The organism is Aquimonas voraii, assembly GCF_900101825.1.
Taxonomy (GTDB): domain Bacteria; phylum Pseudomonadota; class Gammaproteobacteria; order Xanthomonadales; family Xanthomonadaceae; genus Aquimonas; species Aquimonas voraii.
In genome coordinates this window covers 178120-197639 of record NZ_FNAG01000006.1, presented here as the reverse complement: position 1 = coordinate 197639, position 19520 = coordinate 178120, and the positions used below count along the sequence as shown (strand labels likewise).

The 19520-nt window shown below is 72.3% G+C and carries 15 protein-coding genes; 10 read left to right on the top strand and 5 right to left on the bottom strand.

From position 1 onward, the window contains the following. Nucleotides 1–253: 253 nt before the first annotated feature. From BLP83_RS11645 to BLP83_RS11625, 5 genes are all read left to right on the top strand, one after another. Nucleotides 254–1966, top strand: coding sequence for an ArnT family glycosyltransferase (locus BLP83_RS11645; RefSeq protein ID WP_091242858.1), 1713 nt, complete (start codon nucleotides 254–256; stop codon nucleotides 1964–1966). Then, complete coding sequence (locus BLP83_RS11640; protein WP_091242857.1) at nucleotides 1959–2714, top strand: glycosyltransferase family 2 protein; 756 nt, start codon at nucleotides 1959–1961, stop codon at nucleotides 2712–2714. The genes BLP83_RS11645 and BLP83_RS11640 overlap by 8 nt, the downstream gene beginning before the upstream one ends. Beyond that, nucleotides 2711–3514 (top strand): lipid-A-disaccharide synthase N-terminal domain-containing protein, encoded by an 804-nt coding sequence (locus tag BLP83_RS11635; RefSeq protein ID WP_176764162.1) that lies wholly within the window; start codon nucleotides 2711–2713, stop codon nucleotides 3512–3514. Before BLP83_RS11640 ends, BLP83_RS11635 begins: the two co-directional genes overlap by 4 nt. 180 nt (nucleotides 3515–3694) lie before the next feature. Further along, complete coding sequence (locus tag BLP83_RS11630; RefSeq protein ID WP_091242854.1) at nucleotides 3695–4234, top strand: cytochrome b; 540 nt, start codon at nucleotides 3695–3697, stop codon at nucleotides 4232–4234. Further along, complete coding sequence (locus BLP83_RS11625; RefSeq protein WP_091242853.1) at nucleotides 4234–4929, top strand: VIT1/CCC1 transporter family protein; 696 nt, start codon at nucleotides 4234–4236, stop codon at nucleotides 4927–4929. Before BLP83_RS11630 ends, BLP83_RS11625 begins: the two co-directional genes overlap by 1 nt. Nucleotides 4930–5109: 180 nt before the next feature. Here the strand turns inward: BLP83_RS11625 and BLP83_RS11620 are convergent, their stop codons facing one another. The 5 genes from BLP83_RS11620 to BLP83_RS11600 all read right to left on the bottom strand — a co-directional run bounded on the left by BLP83_RS11620 (nucleotide 5110) and on the right by BLP83_RS11600 (nucleotide 13851). Further along, the gene (locus BLP83_RS11620; protein ID WP_091242850.1) at nucleotides 5110–6411 is read right to left on the bottom strand and encodes a TolC family protein; all 1302 of its coding nucleotides are present in this window, start codon (nucleotides 6409–6411) and stop codon (nucleotides 5110–5112) included. After that, nucleotides 6408–6722: a DUF3240 family protein gene (locus BLP83_RS11615; RefSeq protein WP_218121242.1), complete on the bottom strand. Its 315-nt coding sequence runs from the start codon at nucleotides 6720–6722 to the stop codon at nucleotides 6408–6410. The genes BLP83_RS11620 and BLP83_RS11615 overlap by 4 nt, the downstream gene beginning before the upstream one ends. Continuing rightward, nucleotides 6719–9799 (bottom strand): efflux RND transporter permease subunit, encoded by a 3081-nt coding sequence (locus tag BLP83_RS11610; RefSeq protein ID WP_091242845.1) that lies wholly within the window; start codon nucleotides 9797–9799, stop codon nucleotides 6719–6721. The genes BLP83_RS11615 and BLP83_RS11610 overlap by 4 nt, the downstream gene beginning before the upstream one ends. A 2-nt stretch (nucleotides 9800–9801) precedes the next feature. Then, on the bottom strand, nucleotides 9802–10863 hold the full coding sequence (locus BLP83_RS11605; protein ID WP_091242843.1) for an efflux RND transporter periplasmic adaptor subunit: 1062 nt from the start codon (nucleotides 10861–10863) through the stop codon (nucleotides 9802–9804). Nucleotides 10864–11421: 558 nt separating this feature from the next. Then, a complete protein-coding gene (locus BLP83_RS11600; RefSeq protein ID WP_091242841.1) occupies nucleotides 11422–13851 on the bottom strand; it encodes a cation-translocating P-type ATPase in 2430 nt (809 codons plus the stop codon). Between the two features lie 946 nt (nucleotides 13852–14797). Between BLP83_RS11600 and BLP83_RS18720 the strand changes: the two genes are divergently transcribed. Genes BLP83_RS18720 through BLP83_RS19090 form a run of 5 tightly spaced genes read left to right on the top strand, consistent with a single transcriptional unit; the run spans nucleotide 14798 to nucleotide 19410 of the window. Then, a complete protein-coding gene (locus tag BLP83_RS18720) occupies nucleotides 14798–15457 on the top strand; it encodes a thermostable hemolysin (protein WP_176764161.1) in 660 nt (219 codons plus the stop codon). Further along, nucleotides 15454–17013 carry an AMP-binding protein gene (locus tag BLP83_RS11590; RefSeq protein WP_091242837.1) on the top strand — a complete coding sequence of 520 codons (1560 nt, stop codon included), beginning with the start codon at nucleotides 15454–15456 and terminating at the stop codon, nucleotides 17011–17013. The genes BLP83_RS18720 and BLP83_RS11590 overlap by 4 nt, the downstream gene beginning before the upstream one ends. Then, a complete protein-coding gene (locus BLP83_RS11585; protein WP_091242834.1) occupies nucleotides 17010–17681 on the top strand; it encodes an iron-containing redox enzyme family protein in 672 nt (223 codons plus the stop codon). The genes BLP83_RS11590 and BLP83_RS11585 overlap by 4 nt, the downstream gene beginning before the upstream one ends. After that, entirely contained in the window at nucleotides 17681–18652 is a 972-nt protein-coding gene (locus BLP83_RS11580) for an SDR family oxidoreductase (RefSeq protein WP_091242832.1), read from the top strand. The genes BLP83_RS11585 and BLP83_RS11580 overlap by 1 nt, the downstream gene beginning before the upstream one ends. Further along, nucleotides 18649–19410, top strand: a complete 762-nt coding sequence (locus tag BLP83_RS19090) for a tetratricopeptide repeat protein (protein WP_245680030.1) — start codon at nucleotides 18649–18651, stop codon at nucleotides 19408–19410. Before BLP83_RS11580 ends, BLP83_RS19090 begins: the two co-directional genes overlap by 4 nt. Nucleotides 19411–19520 lie beyond the last annotated feature (110 nt).

Below are 19520 nucleotides of genomic sequence, written 5' to 3'. Positions count from 1 at the left end.
GAGCGCGCCTTGCGCGTGGTGATCCTCAGCCTGCGCAGGGGCGAATCGAACCGCATCAAAGCGCGCGCAGCGCTGCCGCGTCGGCCATGGCGGGGGCGCTCGTCGCGGACAGCGGCTACGCTTGCACGCCGGAACTCGCGGCGACGGCAGCGCGCTACGATCGCTGCAGCGGAGTCTCGCGCCGCTCCGGCTTAACGAATCACTCACTCCCTGCCAAGCTTTCCGCAAACCCGCACGCGCATTCTTCCCACCCATGGTTTCCGTCCTCCCCGTCGTGCCGCGACTGCGCGCGCCCCTCGACCTCTGGCTGCTGGCCGCCCTCGCCCTGTGGCTGCTGGGCGTGGGCTACGGCCTGCGCGAGCCCTGGCCGGCGGACGAGCCGCGCTTCGCGCTGATGGGCCGCGACATGGTCGAGACCGCGCGCTGGTGGGTGCCGCACCGCGGGCCCGAGCTGTACGCCGAGAAGCCGCCGGTGTTCCTGTGGCTGCAGGCCGCGGCCTATGCGCTGACCGGACAGACCCGCCTCGCTTTCCTGCTGCCCTCGCTGCTGGCGGCCTTCGGCACCCTGGCCCTGACCTGGGATCTGCTGCGTCGTGTCTACAACCGCCGCGTCGCCTTCTGGGGCGCGCTCGGCCTGCTCTTCTGCGTGCAGTTCACCCTGCAGGGCCGCACCGCGCAGATCGACATGGTGCTGGTGCTGTTCACCACGCTGGGCCTGTACGGCCTCCTCCGCCATCTGCTGCTTGGCCCGGCCTGGGGCTGGTATGTGCTGGCCGGGGTCGCCACCGGGCTCGGCGTCATCACCAAGGGCACCGGCTTCCTGCCCTGGCTGTTGATGATTCCGTATGCCGTCGCCCGTGTGCGCGGCATGCGCGGGCTGGCCCGCTTCGAGGGCGGCTGGCGCTGGGCGCTGGGCCCGCTGGCGATGCTGCTGCCGATCCTCGCCTGGGCGCTGCCGCTGCTCTACTTCGCCGCCCAGCCGGGCAACGCCGAACTCGCCGCCTACCGCGACGACCTGCTGTTCAAGCAGACGGTCACCCGCTATGCCAATGCCTGGATGCACCTGAAGCCCTGGTGGTACTACCTGGTCGAGGTGGTGCCGGTGCTGTGGCTGCCGCTCGCCCTGCTGCTGCCCTGGGCGCTGCCCGCGTGGTGGCGGCGGATGCGTCGTGGCGATGCGCGGCCGCTGCTGCTGCTGGGCTGGGTGGCGCTGGTGCTGCTGTTCTTCTCGCTGTCGCCGGGCAAGCGCGGTGTCTACCTGCTGCCGGCGGTGCCGGCGCTGGCAATGGCGCTGGCGCCGCTGCTGCCGGGCCTGCTGCGCCGCGCCGGCGCGCAGCGCGCGCTGTGGGCTCTGGGCCTCGCCATCGCCGGCCTGCTCGCGGTCGCCGCGGCCTGGGCGCTGGTCGGCGAGCCGCGCTTCGCCCAGCGCGTGCTGGAGCAGAACGGCGTCGCGCCCTGGGACTGGCTGCTCGCGGTCGGCGCGCTGGGCGTGCTGGCCTGCGTCGCGCTGTGGCGGCGCGGTGCGATCGCCTTCGCCGTGGTGATGACCCTGGTGTGGAGCGGCTACGGCCTGTTCGGCTATCCCGACATGAACGGCGCGCGCTCCGGGCGCGCGCTGATGGAGCGCGCCCACGCGCTGCTGCCCGGGGACGCCGCCCTCGGCCTCGTCGGCGCGCCCGAGCAGTTTCTGCTGCAGGGCGTGGGCGAGGTCCGCGCCTTCGGCTTCAAGACCCCGGTCGAGCACCAGCGCCAGCTCGCCGACGCCTGGCTGCGCGAGTCCGATCGCCACTGGATGCTGATCCAGCGCAGCGACAAGGACGACTGCATCGACCCGGCCCGGGCCATCGAGGTCGGCGTGTCCAACCGCCGCCACTGGTTCCTGGTCAATGCCGCCGGCCTGCGCGCGGACTGCGTGCCGCCGGCCCCCGACGAAACCTCTCCCCTCCATCTCGATCCGGATGACTGAGCCCTTGGACGCTTCCGACCGCCTGACGATTTCGGTCGTCATTCCCGCCCACAACGAAGCCGGCAACCTGCCCGGCCTGATCGACGAGGTGGCAGCCGCGTTCGCCGGCCGCCGCGACTACGAGATCGTGGTGGTCGACGACGCCAGCAGCGACGACAGCCCGGCCGTGCTGGCCCGGCTGCAGCAGCGCCTGCCGCAGCTGCGCGTCCTGCGCCACGTGCGCAATGCCGGCCAGAGCACCGCGCTGATCAACGGCGTGCGGCATGCGCGCGGGGTGTGGATCGGCACGCTCGACGGCGATGCCCAGAACGATCCCGCCGACCTGCCGCGCCTGCTCGCCGAGATCGAGCGCCGCGCCGACCCCGCGCTCAAGCTGATCCAGGGCTGGCGGGTCAGCCGCCGCGATTCCGGTATCAAACGCCTGTCCTCGAAGATCGCCAACGCCGTGCGCGGTGGCCTGCTGCGCGACTCGACGCCCGACAGCGGCTGCGGCATCCGCGTGGTCGAACGCGCCGCCCTGCTCAACGCGCCGGCCTTCGACCACATGCACCGCTTCATCCCGGCGCTGATCCGCCAGGGCGGCTGGAACGTCGACAGCCTGCCGGTCAACCACCGGCCGCGCGGTGCGGGGCAGTCGCACTACGGCACCTGGAACCGCCTGTGGGTCGGCATCGTCGACCTGTTCGGCGTGGCCTGGCTGGGCCGGCGCACGCGGGTGACCACGCTCAACGAGCAGCGGCCCTCGTGAACTTCGCCGATCCGATCTGGCTGGCGGTGGGTCTGGTTGCGCAGGCCGCGTTCTCGGCGCGTTTCCTGGTGCAGTGGGTGCTGTCCGAGCGCGCGCGACGCTCCCTGCTGCCGGTGCACTTCTGGTTCTTCAGCGTGGCGGGTTCGGTGCTGCTGCTGGCCTATGCCGCGCACCAGCGCGATGCGGTGATCGCGCTCGGGCAGATCGTCGGGCTCGCGATCTACCTGCGCAACATCGAGCTGGTGCAGCGCGCGGCGCGGGGCCGCGCGATCGGCTTTCTGTGGCCGTGGCTGGGCTTGGCCGGGCTCGCGCTCGCCGCCGGCCTGCTGAGCCACGAGGCGCCGGTGGCGAAGGCGGCGGTCGAACGCGCGGCACCGCTGTGGTTCGCGCTCGGCTTCCTGGGCCAGGCCCTGTTCACCGGCCGCTTCGTCGTCCAGCTCTATGCCTCCGAGCGCGCCCAAGCCTCGGTCAATCCCGTGCAGTTCTGGTACCTGTCGCTGTCCGGCAGCCTGCTGCTGCTGGCCTATGCCCTGCACACCGGCGATGCGGTGATCATCCTCGGCCAGAGCTTTGGCCTGATCGTCTATCTGCGCAATCTGGCGCTGATCCGCAAGCACCGCGAGCCCGACCACCATGGCGAGGACTTCGAGGATGAAGTCGCCGCCCTGCGCGAAGCCGAAGGCGCGAGCGAGGAGGCCTGCGCGGCGGACCCGCGGCAGACGAACCGTCCTTTGCAGGCTGTTGAAGAACGGGCTGCCAGCCCGGTCAGGGATGGCCGCGACGACGAAGCAAGCGCTTGAGCGATTGATGTGTCGTGAGGCGGTACGGACCTGCGCCGGACCGCCAGATCCGGTTCGCGTGTCGCGTGAAAGTCCTGCCAGCCGCCGGCGCTCGGTCCGACGGATTGCCCTCTTTCGCGCGTGTCACCTCTGCCGCGAAGATCGCGCCGCAGTTCTGTTCCCATCCCACGAGGTCCTGCCATGAGCCAAGCCCGCTATCCCCGTCCGTTGATCGCGCTGCACTGGCTGACCCTGCTGCTGATCGCGGTGGTCTACGCCTGCATGGAGTTCCGCGGCGTCTTCCCGCGCGGCAGCGAGCCGCGCGAGCTGATGAAGGCGATCCATTTCTCCGGCGGCCTGACCGTGCTGCTGTTCGTGCTCGCGCGGCTCTATCTGCGCCTGCGCGGCCCGATCCCGCCGGTCAGCCCACCGCTGCCGGCCCTGCAGAAGCTGGCCGCGACCGCCGGCCACCTGGCGCTGTACGGGTTCATGCTCGGCATGCCCCTCGTCGGCTGGCTGATCCTCTCGGCCGAGGGCGCCTCGATCAGCCTGTGGGGCCTTCCGCTGCCGGCCCTGGTCGGCAAGAACGGTGAGCTCGCCCACACGCTGGAGGAATGGCACGAGATCGGCGCCACGCTGGGCTATGCCCTGATCGGCCTGCATGCGCTGGCCGGGCTCTACCACCACTACCTGCGCCGCGACGACACCCTGCGGCGGATGCTGCCGGGGCCGCGGGCGTGATGCGCCGCTGGCACGTCGAGCGCCATGGCGTGCAGCGCGGCGGCTGGCTGCGCGCGGCCGTGCTGGGCGCCAATGACGGCCTGATCTCGACGGCCAGCCTGGTGCTCGGCGTGGTCGCCGCGGGCGGCGAGACGTCCGCGGTGCTGGTAGCCGGCACCGCGGGCCTGGTGGCCGGCGCGCTGTCGATGGCGGCCGGCGAGTACATCTCGGTCAGCACCCAGGCCGACATCGAGGGCGCCGATCTGGCCCGCGAGCGGCGCGAGCTGGCCGAGACCCCCGAGGCCGAACTCGAAGAGCTGGTCGCCCTGCAGCAGGCGCGCGGCTTGCCGCCCGCACTGGCCCGCGAAGTCGCGATCGCCCTCACCGCCCACGACGCGCTGGGCGCGCATGCGCGCGACGAGCTGGGCATCACCGAGCAGCAGCGCGCGCGCCCGGTGCAGGCCGCGCTGGCTTCGGCGGCGGCCTTCGCCACCGGCGCCGGCCTGCCGCTGCTGCTGGTCCTGCTGGCCGCGCCGGCGGCGATGGCGATGTGGGTGCTGGTGGGCAGCCTGGTCCTGCTGGGCGCGCTCGGTGCCCTGGCCGCCTGGGCCGGTGGCGCGCCGGTCCTGCGTGGCGCGGCGCGCGTGCTGTTCTGGGGCGGGCTGGCGATGGCCTGCACCTGGGCGGCGGGGGCGCTGTTCGGGGCGGTCGGCTGAGAGCAGGCATCAACCTTTCGCCTGCTGCGGGCGCCGCCGGCCCTGGGTGGCGGCAGCGCACGACGCGGAGTCCGTGCTCACCCGCCCGCCGAACGCCTGGGAATTCCGGTCCCGCGCTCCGCCACGAACGGCTCGCGACGCACTCGCCGGCGCGTCGGGTGTATGGCCTCGCAGCTGCCTTCAGTGGTCGGGATGCAGGTGATCCGCCCCGGTCTGCGCGCTGGTCTCCAGCCAATAGGCATGCGCGTCCAGCAGCAGTCGCGCGGCTGCGCTGAAGGCGGCGGCCCTGGCCTCGACCTCGGCTGCAGCCGCTTCACTGGCGCGGCGTCGCGCCGCCAGCAGCTCCGTCAAGTCCACGCCGCCCAGGGCGTAGCCCTCGGCCAGTCGGCGTGCTTCCTCGCCCTGCGCGCTGGCCGAGGCCTGGGCGAGGCGCCAGGCCTGGGTGAGCAGCCCAGCCCGTCGCGCCAGCGTGCGGGCCTTGAGATCGATTTCGCGACGGATCGCCGCGGCCTCGACCTCGGCTGCGTCGGCCAGCGCCGTCTGCTCGGCGGCCACGTGACCACGAACACCCCTGCCCAGGGGAATGCTGACAAACAGGCCCAGCGCCCGTTCCTGTCCGCCCCGCTCCGACAGGGTGCGCAGGCCAAAGGAGGGGTCGGCGCGCCGATCCTGGTAGGCCCGCTCGGCGTCGAGTCTGGCCAGTTCGGCGCGGCCTTGCGCCACCCTGCTTTCGTGGTCCAGATCGATGGCCTGCTCCGCCCAGGCCGGCCAGTCGGGATCGATCTCGGCGGGCGGCGGCAGGCGCGGCGCGGGGCTCGGCCGGATGATGGCGGGAAAGCGCGCACTGAGGGCCAGGGCGGCCTCCTGCTCGCGCAGCTCCGCCTCTTGGAGCGCGCGCGCGGCCTGCGCGTCGGCGGCGGTTGCCGCATCCAGCCCTGCCGCCGACAGGTCACCGCGCGCGAAGCGCAGCTGCGCCGAGCCGCGGTCGCGCGCCGCGATGTCTGCCGCGGCGCCGCGATGCAGGGACAGTTCGCTGGCGGCCAACCATTCCACCCAGTGTTCGAGCAGGTTCACCGCCGCGGAATGGCGGGCCTCGGCCAGCGCATTGCCACCCAGAGCCCGTTCGGCGCTCGCGATTTGGCGGTCGAGCTCGGCCTTGCCGGGCAGGCGCAAGGCGCGCTGCACGCTGACCTCCCATTCGCGGAAGCCGCCTTCGCTGCCAGCGTCGCGATTCTGCAGTTGGCCTTCGAGCGTCCATTCATGCGGCCCGCGCAGGCGTGCCGCTGCCCGGGCTTCTGCGGCGGCCTGTCCGGCGCGCGCGCGCGCCACCGCGGGGTCCGCGTCCAGCGCGGCCAGCACGGCGGCGCGCGGCGGCAGAGCGGTTGCCAGTTCAGCCGCCGGCCCGGCCGACGCCGCCCGGGCAGGCGCAGGCGGCAGCAGGGCCAGCACTGCGCTGAACGCAATCAGTATGCGCGTTCTCATGCCAGCCTCCCGAAGCTCTCGACCGGCAGGATCCACCAGGCGATCTCGTTTGAAGGCAGGCGCTCGCGCAGCCCTGCGAGCAGGCGCTCGGCCGTCTCTCGCGGCATCACCGCCAGCAGCAGGCCGCGATCGGCGCGCCCGCGCACCTGCTCCTGCACCGAAGCGCGAGCGAACCCGCTGCCGTGACCCTCGGCAAGCAGCGTGGTGAAGCCGCCCATGCCGGGTTCGAGATCGAGCAGTTCGGCGAGCAGCTGGCGCTCGGCGGGGCGCGGGTAGGCCAGGACGAGCTGGACCATGGACCTTGCGTTCATGAGGTGCTCCCGGCACGGGGATGGCCGAAGTGGAGGAACAGCAGGGGCAGGAGCAGCAGGGTCAGCGGGGTTGCGGTGGCGAGCCCGCCGACCACCACAATCGCCAGCGGACGCTGGATCTCCGAGCCCGGGCCGCTCGCGAGCAAGAGTGGCACCAGGCCCAGCGCGGTGATGGCTGCCGTCATCAGCACCGGCCGCAGCCGGCGTCGCGCGCCCTCCACGACGATCCGCGCCATCGGCAGGCCGCGCGCGTGCAGGTCGTTGAAATGCCCCACCATCACCGTGCCGTTGAGCACGGCAATGCCGAGCAGGGCAATGAAGCCGACCGAGGCAGGCACCGACACATACTCGCCGGAGGCCCACAGGGCGAGCACGCCGCCGACCAGTGCGAAGGGAATATTGGTCAGCACCAGCAGCGCCTGGCGGGCGCTGCCGAGGCTGCTGAACAGGACCACGAAGATCAGGCCCAGGGCGATCGGCACCACCAGCGCAAGCCGCGCGGCGGCCCGCTGCTGGTTCTCGAACTGGCCACCCCAGGCCAGCCGGTAGCCGGGTGGCAGGTTCACCGCGGTGGCGACCGCAGCCCGCGCTTCCTCCACGAAGCCCACCAGATCGCGACCACTGACGTTCGCCTGCACCAGGGCATAGCGCGAGCCAGCCTCGCGATCGACCTTGACGGGGCCTTCCACGCGCCGGACCTCCGCCAAGTCGCCGACGCGCACGCGCTGGCCACTGGGCGAGACCAGCACGAGGTCGGCGAAACGGGCGGGGTCGCGTCGCAGCGACTCGTCGCCGCGCAGCACGAGTGGAATGCGCCGCCCACCTTCGATCACGACGCCGACCGCAACGCCCTCGACCTGCACGCGCAGCTCGCGCTGCAGGCTGGCGACATCGAAGCCCATGCGTCCCGCCGCCAGGCGATCGACCTCGATCTCCAGATACTGCACGCCGCCATTGCTCAGGCGATAGACGTCCTCGGCACCGGCCACCGCGCGGACCGCGTCCTCGACCTTGGCCGACAGTCGCTCGAGTTCGACGAGGTCGGGGCCGAACAGCTTGATGGCGATGTCGCCGCGCGCGCCGGTCAGCATCTCCGACACCCGCATCTCGATCGGCTGGGTAAAGGCATAGGCGGTGCCAGGAAAGCGATCCAGCACCTGACGCAGCTGCTCGGTGAGCCAGTCCTTGTCGGGTTGCCGCCATTCGTCCTTTGGCGCGAGCACCAGGAAGCTGTCGGTCTGGTTCAGGCCCATCGGATCGAAGCCGAGCTCATCGGCACCGGCGCGGGCGATGATGCTGCGCACTTCGGGGACTTCGGCCAGCAGGGCACGCTGCACCGCGAGGTCGACTTCGCCGCTGGCGTCGAGGTTGGCGGAAGGCAGCTTCTCGAGCTGCACGAGGATCGCGCCCTCGTCCATGGTCGGCATGAAGGTCTTGCCGATGCCGGACCAGGCGAGCGCCGCCAACAGCAGCGCCGCTGCGGCCGCCGTCGCGGCGAGGCGAGGGTGTGCCAGCGCCGCCTCGAGGGCACGCGCATAAAGCGGGCTGAGCTGGCGCATCAACCAAGGCTCGGCGTGGTGTCCGCTGCGCAACAGCCACGAGGCCAGCACCGGGATGAGGGTCAGCGACAGCAGCAGCGAGGCACCAAGGGCGAACACGATGGCCAGCGCCACCGGACTGAACATCCGCCCCTCCAGGCCCTCCAGGGTCAGCAGCGGCGTGAACACCAGGGCGATGATCAGCACGCCCGCGCTGACTGGCGCGGCGACTTCCGCGGCCGCGCGCCACACCCGGTGAAGACGCGGAACGCCATCGCCTTCGCGCGCGGGCGCCAACTGCTCGACCGTGTTCTCGACCACCACCACCGCGGCGTCCACCAGCATGCCGATCGCGATCGCCAGCCCGCCGAGGCTCATCAGATTGGCGCTCAGCCCGGTCATCCGCATGACCAGGAAGGTCACCAGCACCGACAGCGGCAGGGTGACCGCCACCACCACCGCGGCGCGCACGTCGCCCAGGAACAGCAGCAGCAGCACGACCACCAGCACCATCGCTTCGATCAGCGCGCGCCCGACCGTGCCGGTCGCGCGTCCGATCAGCTCGCTGCGGTCGTAGAAGGCCTCGACACGCATGCCCGGCGGCAGGCTGGGGGCGAGTTCGGCGAGGCGCGCCTTGACCCCGCGAACCACCGCCGAGGCGTCGGCCCCGCGCAGGCCAACCACCAGCCCCTGCACCGCCTCGCCTTTGCCGTCGCGCGTCACCACCCCGTAGCGGGTCAGCGCGCCCTCGCGGACCGCGGCCAGATCGGCCACCCGCAGCACCCGGTCGTCGACCGCGGCGACCACCGTGGCCTCGATGTCCGCACCGTCGCGGATCGCGCCGGTGGCGCGCACGACCAGCGATTCCTCGCCCTCGTCGAGGCGTCCGGCGCCGTCGTTGCCGTTGTTGTCGGCAAGTGCCGCTGCCAGGTGCTCGATGCCAAGGCCGGCGGCCGCGAGTGCCGCCCGGTCCGGCACCACTTCCCAACTGCGCACGCGCCCACCGAGCGCGTTGACATCGGCCACGCCGGGCACGGTGCGCAGGGCGGGGCGGATCACCCAGTCGAGCACTTCCCGCCGTTGCGCCAGCGAGTAGCCTTCGCCCTCGACGGTGAACATGTACATGTCCGAAAGCGGCGTGGCGATCGGCGCGAGCCCACCATCGAGCCCCGGCGGAAGATCCCCCGCCACTGCGGCGAAGCGCTCCGCCACTTGCTGGCGGGCCCAGTAGATGTCGCTGCCCTGCTCGAAGTCGATGGTGATGTCGGCCAGAGCGTACTTGGCCGAGGCGCGCAGCATGGTCTGGCGTGGGATACCCAGCAGCTCCATCTCCAGTGGCACGATGACGCGCTGCTCAACCTCCTCGGGCGTCATTCCGGGCGCCTTGAGGATCAGCTTCACCTGGGTTGGCGCGATGTCCGGAAACGCGTCGATCGGCAGTCCGCGCCAGGCTTGCACGCTGGCCAGAGCGAGCCCCAGCGCGGCGAGCGCGACGAGCAAGCGCTGCGCCAGGGCCCAGGCGACAAGACGGGCGAGCATGCTCAGCCCTCCCCGTCGGCGGCCTGGGCTTCGGCCACCGCCTTCAGCGCCAGGACGCCGCGGAACACGACCTCGACGCGGTCGGGCAGGCCGGTCACCCAGGCGGCTTCGCCGTCACGAAAGGCCACGCCCACGACCATGCCCTCGATCTCGCCCTCGCGGCGGACGAACACGACATCGGCGCCATCGACACGGATCAGCGCAGCGGCGGGAATGCGCCGCGTCCCGGCGGGAGCGGGCCGTGACACCGCCAGCTCCACCGGAGCCCCCGGCAAGCCGGCCGCGGCGGGCACCCGCGCGGTCACCGCCAGCGAGCGGCTCTCGGGATCCAGCGCCGCCGCCACCGCGACGACTTCGCCGCTGGCCTCGCCGACCTGTGCCTGCATGCCCGGCAGGATCACGCCTGCCAGTCGCGCCGGCGCCTGGGCGTGGGCGATGCGTTCCGCAGCGTCGCCGATCCTGGCAAGCAGGGCACCGGCCTCGAAGGCCATGCCCGCGCCGGACATGCGTGCAAGCAGACGCCCCGCGCGCGGGCTGCTCAGCAGCACGCTGCCGTCGGCCGCGAGTGAGGCCGCCAGGAGCCCGCGGTCGCCCCGCACCGCGGCATCCAGGGCGAGTGCCTCGGCCCGCAGCGCCTCCGCCTCGCGCAGCGAGATCACACCGGCATCGAGCAGTGCCTCACTGCGTTCGGACTGGCGGCTTGCGGCCTCGCTGCGCGCTGCCCGGGCTTGCGCCTCGGCCAGGGCTGCCGCCCAGGCGGGGCTGGCCAGCCGCAGGACGGGCGCTCCGGCCTGCAACAGCTCGCCTTCGGCAGCGATGCCTTGCACCAGGGTGCCGGGAAAGGCGGCGACGAGTAGCGCCTGCGTCTCCGGCGGGGATTCGAGTTCGGCCGGCAGTCGCGCGACGGGAATCCACTCCACCGGCACCGGTGCCGCGAAGCCCAGGGCCATGGCCTCGACCTGCCCAGGCTGCAGCGCCAGCTTCAGCCGCGTTTGTGCATGGGCCAAGGGCGCCAGCGAAACGAGCGCCAAGAACAGCAGGCGGGCGGTCAGTGTGCGGGTCACGGCGCCTCTCCAGAAGCTGGGTTCCCGGTGAGGGTGGCAGCCGAATCTTTCGCGAGCCTTAAGCGCGATCAAATTCGCGCGTTCTTGCTGTGCGGCTGTGCACGCGTTGTGGCGGCGCAGGCCCGGCGAGCCTGGCGTCGCCTCGGGTGAGGTGGCGCAGGGGGGCCAGGCGCCTTGCGGAAAGCGGCAAGTGGCAAAGCCGCCATGTGCAAGGGCTGGCCTCGCCCGGCAAGCGCGCCGTCCCCATCCCGCTCAAGGCTTGCCGACAACTCCGCGGGCAGCACTGCAGGTGGCGACGCGGCGGCAGGCGCATCGAGAAGCCGGCGCTCCGATTGGGGGGCCTGGCCCACCGTGGGCTTCACTCTCGCCTCGGTCGTCGACTCGCAACACGAGCGCGCATGCGGAGATCCGCGATGCCATGCACCGGGGCGAGTGTCGAGGTCATGGTGGGCCAGGGCCCACCCTATGCGAGGCACCGCTTGCGTCGCACGCGCTCGGCCACGAGCCTCTCCCGAATCCCGAATCCCGAATCCCGAATCCCGAATCCCGAATCCCGGCTCAGGAAACCCGCGCCCGTCCCAGCGGTTGCAGCGCCAAAGCCGCCACCGCGGCAACGCCGCCAAGGGAGAGCGCGAGCAGCAGCGGTGCGAACGCCGGCGGGGCAGTGGCAAGCACCTCGCTGGCCGCGGGCCAGAGGGTGAGCGCGAGGCTGCCAAGGGACAGGGTGGCGATGAGATAGGCGCTGCGGCTGCGGCCGAGGCCGCTCAGCACCACCGCGCTGAAGGCGATGAGTGCGGCCAGTGCCAGTGCGCGCCGGCCGGCCTCGGCGTGGGCGGGATCGAACCACCCCGGCAGCGCCTGCGCCAGCAGTACGGCGGCGCAGCCCAGACTGCCGCCGAGCAGCAGTCGCCACCACGCGCGCGCATCGAACAGCCGCCCGGCCTGGGTTGGCGCGCCGCCGTCCCCTTCCCTGGCCTCGCGCTGGAAGCCGAGCATGGCGCTCGGATGGATGATCAACTCCAGCCAGACCACGTGCAGGGGCAGGAACAGCAGCGGCCCGCCAAAGGCTGGCACCAGGGCCGCGCTGAGCACGAAGGGCAGGTGCACCAGCAGCAGGTAGGCGAAGCTGGCGCGCAGATTGCGATACAGCGCGCGGCCTTCGGCGATGGCGCCGGCCAGCGTGGCGAAGTCGTCGTCCAGCAGAACAATGGCGGCCGATTCGCGCGCCGCCTGGGTGCCGCGCTGGCCCATGGCGATGCCGACGTCGGCGGCCTTCAGCGCCGGCACATCGTTGACGCCATCGCCGGTGACCGCCACCGCCGCACCCGAAGCCTGCAGGGCCTGCACCAGGGCCAGCTTCTGCTTCGGCTGCGCGCGTGCCACCACGTCGGCCAGCGCCAGCGCTTCCGGGCTGACCGCATCCTCAAGACTGACCACCCGCGGCGCGCCAGCACACAGGCCGGCTTCGATGGCGATGGCAGTCGCAGTGGCGGGATGGTCGCCGGTCAGCATCACGACCCGCAGCCCCTGCGCGCGGCAGCGCGCCACCGCCTCGGCCACGCCGGGCCGCAGCGGATCGCCGAAGCCCAGCAGGCCGAGCATCCGAAAGCCCGCGTCCGGCTCGACGCTCTCCTCGGCAGTGCTTTCGATGCTGCGTTCGGCCAGCGCCAGCACCTTCAGCCCCCGCGATGCCAGCGCCTGCGCCTCGGCCCGCCAGCGCGTGGCTGCATCCGCCTCGATCGCACAGGCGCGCAGCACGGTTTCGGGCGCGCCCTTCATGCGCGCGATCACCGCCGTGCCGTCGAGCAGCAGCACCGTTTCGCGGCGGCGGTCCTCGGTGAAGGGAAAGCGCTGCTGAACCGCCAAGGCGGGGGCTGCAGCCGCGGCCTCGCGCAGGCAGACATCCAGCGGGTCGGTGCTGTCGATGGCCAGCGACTGCGCGGCGCGCTGCGCGAGTTCCTCGGCAGAAAGGTCCGGCGCGGGCCGCAGCTCGCGCAGGCGCAGCCGGCCCTCGGTCAGCGTACCGGTCTTGTCGGTGCAGAGCACGCTGACCCGGCCGATGTCCTCGACCGCCACCGCGCGCCGCACCAGCGCATTGCGCCGCGCCAGCCGGAACACGCCGACGCCGAGGAACAGGCTCAGCACGACCGGGAACTCCTCGGGCAGGGCGGCGATCGCCAGCGTCAGCCCGCTCAGCAGCGCATCCAGCCAGCCCTGGCCCTGCCACAGGCGCACCGCGGCCAGCAGCAGGCACAGGGCGAACGCGATCCACACCAGCTGCAGCACCAGCCGGCCCACCGCCTGCTGCAGCGGCGTGCGCGGCTGCGGCGCCGTCACCGCCAGCCGCACCAGCTCGCCGTAGCGGCTGTCGCCGCCCGTGCCGAGCACCTGCAGCTCGCCGTGGCCGGCCAGCACGCGGGTGCCGGCGAAGCCCCAGCCCTCGGACGCGCTCATCGCGCTCCCGGCGATCTGTTTGCGCACCGGCACCGATTCGCCGCTCAGGCTGGACTCGTCGACCTGCAGCGCCTCGGCCACGCGCCACAGTCCATCGGCGGGAAGTGCCTCGCCGCTGCCGACGCGTACGCGGTCACCGGGCACCAGTTCGGTCGCCGCGATCGTTTGCCATCGGCCCTCACGCAGCACCTCTGTCGCGCTGGCGAGCCGGCTCGCCAGCGCCGCGGTCGACAGCCGCGTGCGCCGGTGCAAGAAGGCGTCCATCCCGAGCAGGGGCAGGATCGCGAACAGCAGCACCGCCGCTTCGACGGTCTCGCCGGTGGCGAAGAACAGCGTGCTGACCACCAGCAGGAAGCCCAGCATCGGATCGCGAGAGGCGTCGCGCAGGGCATGCCAGAACCGGTGCCGCGGCGGCTCGACGATGCGGTTGTCGCCGTAGCGGGCGCGCAGGCCTTCGACCTCCGCCGCGGTGAGACCGGTCTCGACGTTCGGCAGGCTGGACAGTCGATCGAGCAGCTCGCTGGGTGTGGGCATGTGCGGTATCCGGGGTTCTGCTGCGATGCTCGCATGCGCGGGTGCTGCCGGTTTTGATCGCAGGCCCGAGGGCGTCGTGCGCTCGTGCCGCAGGCGTGTGCGCCCCGCGACCGCATAGGGTGGGCCCTGGCCCACCATGCGCTTCGCACTCGCCCCGGTCCTGTCTCGTCGCTCCGTTGCTGGAAGCGCAGAGCAAGAGCTTTCGGCCAGCCCTTCCGCGCTCCCAAAGCATGGCCATCCATGGCCATTCCCACGTGCGGGCTGCCCGACCTACCTCTCTTTGCGTGGCCACTGCGCCGCAAGAGCGGCGCGAACGCCGAAGGCGGCCCCGGAGGGGCGGAGGGCCGGATGCCCGGAGTCAAGAAAGGTAGGCCAAAGAAAGGCCTGTTCGTCCGCGCCCTTCGCGCAACCGTGCGCGAAGAGTTCGCGTGAGTCGGTCGGGGTTTCCGGACAGGCCATCCCTGGCCTGTCGAAAACCTTGGCCGCATCCCTGCGGCCAACCCTGCGGGCAGATCGACCGCCTTCCGCCGCTCCCCAGGGGCCCCTTGAAGAGCGCGGGCGCCTGGCCGCCAAAGCCGAAGCCGAAGCCGAAGCCTGCATAGGGTGGGCCCTGGCCCACCGTGGCCTGGAGGCTCGCCCCGGGACTTCGACGGAGGCGTACCCGGATAGCCGGCCTTGCCCCGTCGAAGACCCTCTGCGCGGCGGGTGTCGAGCTCATGGTGGGCCAGGGCCCACCCTATGCGGTGTTCGGGCATGCACGGCGAACCGCGGCCGCTCGCTCTTTCGAATCCCGAATCCCGAATCCCCAATCCCGTGCCCTGGGCGCACCGGCCTGTGCGCCATGCGCCGAGCACCCAGCCCATGCAGCGAATCCCTAACCCGCCGCGAACGCCGGTTTAACGCCGCCACAAGCTTGGCCCAAGCTTCGGCGCGCAGGCTCTGCGCCATGGACACCTCCCCCCAGGGCGCTCGCGCCTTCCGCCATGCCGACTGCATCGACCGTGCGCATCCGCAGCGCGCCGAGGTCGAGGCCTTCATCCACGCGATCTATGCCGCGCGTTTCGACGCGCGGCCGCCGGCGCTGATGCCGCATCTGCTGGCGTTCCGCGACGCCGACGGTGAACTGCTCGCCGCGGTGGGCCTGCGCTGCGCCATCGAAGGTCCGCTGTTCGTCGAGCGCTACCTCGGCGCGCCGGTCGAGCGCGTGCTGGCCGAGCGTCTGGGCCACGCGCCGCCGCGTGCGGAGGTGGTGGAGATCGGCAACTTCGCCGCCGCCACGCCGGGTGCGGCGCGCGCGCTGATCCTCGCCCTGATCCCCCTGCTGCGCGGCGCCGGCCTGCGCTGGACCCTGTTCGCCGCCACCCGCCAGCTGCGCAATGCCTTCGCCCGCCTGGGTCTGGACCCGCGCTTCCTGTGCCGGGCGCAGGCCGAGGCCCTGGGTTCCGAGGGCGAAGCCTGGGGGCGCTATTACGAAACCGACCCGGAAGTGCTGTTCGGGGATCTCGAAGGCGCTCGCGTGGGCGTCGGTGAATACGCCGCGTCGAAGCCCGCGCGCGACGTCCCCGTCGTCGCGCGCGCCGCGCTGGGCTGCGAGGCACCGGCATGAGCCGTCCGCCCATCCACAATGCCCTGTACGCCCGCGTGCTCGATGCCGCCCGCGCGCAGCCGCAGGCCCTGGCGCTCAAGGACGGCCACTGGGCGCTGCGCTTCGGTGAGCTGCCGGACGTGCTGACCGGCCTGCTCTACGCCCTGCGCATCGAGGGGCCCGTGCTCGCCAGCCGGCTCGACAACGGCGTGCCGGCCCTGCTGGTCGAGCTTGCGGCGCAGGCGGCCGATGTCGCCGCACTGGCCCTGCCGCCCTACTTCACGGCCGCGCAGTGCCGGCACGCGCTGGACCAGAGCGGTGCGCGGATGCTGCTGCTGCCGCAGGGCGCGCCGGCACCCGATGCCCGCTGGCGCTGCGAAGCTTCCGCACCGTGGCCGGGCCTGTCGCTCTGGCGTCGCGCCGCGCCGGCAGAGGCTGTCGCGCTGCCGTCGGGCACCGCCTGCATCACCTACACCAGCGGCAGTACCGGCGCGCCCAAGGGCGTGTGCCTTTCTGCTGAACACCTGGCCCAGGTCGCAGGCTCGCTGGGTGAAGCCTTCGACGCGCTGGCGCCGCGTCACCATCTCTGCGCGCTGCCGCTGTCGACCCTGCTGGAAACCGTCGGCGCCTATGCCGCGCTGTTCGTCGGCGGCCGCGTCGAACTGCGCGGCCTGTCGGAGCTCGGCTACAGCGGTGCGGCCGGGCTCGATCCGCGGCGCCTGCGCGCGGTGCTGGCCGACGTGCAGCCGCACAGCCTGATCCTGGTCCCGCAGCTGCTGGATGGCCTGCTGCTGGCGATCGCCGCCGATGGCGCCCTGCCGCAGCCGCCGCGCCTGATCGCCGTCGGCGGCGCCCGCGTCGCGCCGCGACTGCTGCAGCGCGCGGCCGCCGCCGGGCTCACCGTCTTCGAGGGCTATGGGCTCAGCGAAGCCGGCTCGGTGGTCTGCCTGAATCGCCGGGGTGATGTGACGCCCGGCAGCGTCGGCCGGCCGCTGCCGCACCTGCGGCTCAGCGTCGCTGACAACGGCGAGCTGTGCGTGGACGGCCCGCGCTTCCTCGGCTACCTCGGTGAGCCGGCACTGCCGCCGGGCCCGCTGCGCACCGGCGATCTCGGTGCCATCGACGCCGAAGGGCGCGTGCATATCGAGGGCCGTCTGCGCGAGATGTTCATCACCAGCTACGGCCGCAACGTGGCGCCGGCCTGGGTCGAGGGCGAACTGTTGGCTGAGGCTGCGATCGCCCAGGCGGTGGTGGTCGGTGAAGCCGAACCCTGGAACCTCGCCCTGATCTGGCCGCGCGATCCAGCCATCAGCGAGGCCGAGCTCGCGCGCGTGATCCAGCGCGTCAACGCGGGCCTGCCCGACTACGCGCGCATCGGCGGCGCGCTGCGACTGCCCGCGCCGCTCTCGATCGAAGCCGGACTGCTCACCGCCAATGGCCGCCCACGTCGCGCCGCCGTGCTTGCCCACTACGCCGCGGCCATCGCCGCGCGACGCGCGCAGGGACCGGACGCCGCCCTGATTGACGCCAGTCCAACGATGAACCGCACCTCTCGCCCCCAGGAGATCCCCGCATGAGTTTCCACGCCCGACTGCTCGCCGAAACCAGCCGCGAGCGCGCCGAACTGCAGAGCCTGCCGATCGTCCAGCGCGCGCTCGCCGGCCGCATCGGCCGCGAGGAATACGCCGCCTTCCTCGGCCAGGCCTATCAACACGTGCGCCACACCGTGCCCCTGCTGATGGCCTGCGGCGCGCGCCTGCCGGCCAGCCACGAATGGCTGCGTCGCGCCGTGGCCGAGTACATCGAAGAGGAGATCGGTCACGAGGAGTGGATCCTCGACGACCTCGAAGCCCTGGGCGAGGACCGCGCCCGCTGGGCGGCCAGCACGCCGCTGCACGCCACCGAACTGATGGTGGCCTACGCCTACGACAGCATCGCGCGGGTCTCGCCGCTCAGCTTCTTCGGCATGGTGCTGGTGCTTGAAGGCACCAGCGTGGCGCTGGCCACGCGCGCGGCCGAAGCGATCGAACAGAGCCTCGGCCTGCCGCGCACGGCCTTCACCTACCTGCGTTCGCACGGCGACCTCGATATCGAGCACGCCGGCTTCTACGAGCGTCTGATGGATCGCATCGAGGACCCCGCCGAGCAGGCCGTGATCGTGCACGCCGCGCGCCGCTTCTATCGTCTCTACGCCGACATCTTCCGCAGCATCGACGCCGGCGCCCAGCTGGCGGAGGCGGCGTGATGGAGCTCAATGGCAAGACCGTGGTACTGACCGGCGCCACCGGCGGCATCGGCAGCGCACTGGCGCTGGAACTCTGCGCCGAAGGCGCGCAGGTCATCGCCATCGGCCGCCGACCGGCGGCGCTGGAGGCGCTGCGTCAGCGCGTTGCGGGCCGGCCCGGTCGGCTGCAGCCGCTGGTCGCCGACATCAACTGCCCGCGTGACCGCGCACGTATCGCCGAGGTGGCGAGCGCACCCGACGCCCTGATTCACGCCGCCGCGCTGGGCAGCTTCGGCCTGTTCGCCGACAGCGAGGCCAGCGAGCGCGAGGCCCTGTTCCAGACCAATGTGTTGGCGCCCATGGCGCTCACCCAGGCCCTGCTGCCGGCCCTGCTGCAGCGACCCGAGGCGCGCGTGCTGGCGGTGGGCTCGACCTTCGGCAGCCTCGCGCATCCGGGCTTTGCTGCCTACAGCGCATCGAAGTTCGCCCTGCGCGGCTTCATCGAGGCGCTGGGCCGCGAGCATGCCGACACGGGCCTCGTCGCCCAGTGGATCGCCCCGCGCGCCACCGATACGGCCTTCAATCCACCGAATGTCGTGGCCTTGAACAAAGCGCTGAAGACCCACGTCGATGCCGTTGACGAGGTCGCCGCGCAGATCGTCCACGCCCTGCGCGCCGGTACGCGCCGGCGGCAGCTGGGTTGGCCGGAGAAGCTTTTCGCCTGGCTCAACGGCGCTCTTCCCACGCTGGTGGATCGCGGTCTGCGTTCGGCGCTGCCGGTGGTGCGCACGCATGCGGCGCGCTCGCCCGCCGGCGCGGCCACTGCGGCGGCCCCGTTCATTGCGGGCGCAACCCCGCCGGCGTCGGACACGGGTGCCACGGCCCGTGCAGCGCTCAAGCGACCCGAGCACCGACTGGGCGCCGGCCCCACCCCTGCGTCCTATCGCGCCCCAAGCTCCGCCACACCCTCGAACCCAGGAGTGACCCCATGAAGCCGATCCGCCTCTTTTCCAGCGCCACGCGCGTGGCGCCGACGCGTTCGCCTGCGTCCCTGACGCGCAGCGCTCTTGCCCTCGCCCTGTCGATTGCCGCGCTGGGCGGGCTGGTGGGCCTTGAGCCTGCCCGCGCCGACGACAGCGCGAATGCCCCCGTGGCGACCGCCGCGGTCGACGCCCTCGACCCGCTGACGGGCATCCAGGCCCGCTGGGCCGAGATCCGCTATCAGCTTCCGGAGGCTGAACGCGTCAAGGCTTTTGATGCACTGGTGAACGAGATCGGCCGGGCCCAGCAGCGCACGCCGGACGACCTCCGTCTGCAGGTCTGGAAAGGCATCGTGCTGGCCAGCGAAGCCGGCGCGCAGGGCGGCCTGGGCGCGCTCAGCCTGTGCAAGCAGGCGCGCAAGGAGTTCGAGGCGGTGATCGAGAAGGACGGTCAGGTGCTCGATGGTTCGGCCTACACCAGCCTTGGCAGCCTCTACTACCAGGTGCCCGGCTGGCCGATCGGTTTCGGTGACGAAGACAAGGCGCGCGAGCTGTTGCAGCAGGGCCTGTCGATCGCACCCGACGGCATCGACGCCAACTACTTCTGGGGCGATTTCCTGCTCGATCAGGAGGACTACGCCGGCGCCGTGCAGGCCTTCCAGAAAGCCCTGTCGGCCCCACCGCGTCCCGGCCGCGAAAGCGCCGACGCGGGTCGCCGCGCCGAGATCGAGGCCGGCTTGGCCAAGGCGCAGGAGGAGCTGCGGGGTTGAGGGTGGGGATTCGGGATTCGGGATTCGGGATTCGGGATTCGGGATTCGGGATTCGGGATTCGAAGCCGCCTTGCGCGGCGGACTGGCTTGCGACACCTGCATAGGGTGGG

Coding starts and splice junctions, on each gene's coding strand:
- BLP83_RS11645 (WP_091242858.1), top strand. CDS start 254: ATGGTTTCCGTCCTCCCCGTCGTGCCGCGACTGCGCGCGCCCCTCGAC.
- BLP83_RS11640 (WP_091242857.1), top strand. CDS start 1,959: ATGACTGAGCCCTTGGACGCTTCCGACCGCCTGACGATTTCGGTCGTC.
- BLP83_RS11630 (WP_091242854.1), top strand. CDS start 3,695: ATGAGCCAAGCCCGCTATCCCCGTCCGTTGATCGCGCTGCACTGGCTG.
- BLP83_RS11625 (WP_091242853.1), top strand. CDS start 4,234: ATGCGCCGCTGGCACGTCGAGCGCCATGGCGTGCAGCGCGGCGGCTGG.
- BLP83_RS11620 (WP_091242850.1), bottom strand. CDS start 6,411: ATGAGAACGCGCATACTGATTGCGTTCAGCGCAGTGCTGGCCCTGCTG.
- BLP83_RS11615 (WP_218121242.1), bottom strand. CDS start 6,722: ATGAACGCAAGGTCCATGGTCCAGCTCGTCCTGGCCTACCCGCGCCCC.
- BLP83_RS11610 (WP_091242845.1), bottom strand. CDS start 9,799: ATGCTCGCCCGTCTTGTCGCCTGGGCCCTGGCGCAGCGCTTGCTCGTC.
- BLP83_RS11600 (WP_091242841.1), bottom strand. CDS start 13,851: ATGCCCACACCCAGCGAGCTGCTCGATCGACTGTCCAGCCTGCCGAAC.
- BLP83_RS18720 (WP_176764161.1), top strand. CDS start 14,798: ATGGACACCTCCCCCCAGGGCGCTCGCGCCTTCCGCCATGCCGACTGC.
- BLP83_RS11590 (WP_091242837.1), top strand. CDS start 15,454: ATGAGCCGTCCGCCCATCCACAATGCCCTGTACGCCCGCGTGCTCGAT.
- BLP83_RS11585 (WP_091242834.1), top strand. CDS start 17,010: ATGAGTTTCCACGCCCGACTGCTCGCCGAAACCAGCCGCGAGCGCGCC.
- BLP83_RS11580 (WP_091242832.1), top strand. CDS start 17,681: ATGGAGCTCAATGGCAAGACCGTGGTACTGACCGGCGCCACCGGCGGC.
- BLP83_RS19090 (WP_245680030.1), top strand. CDS start 18,649: ATGAAGCCGATCCGCCTCTTTTCCAGCGCCACGCGCGTGGCGCCGACG.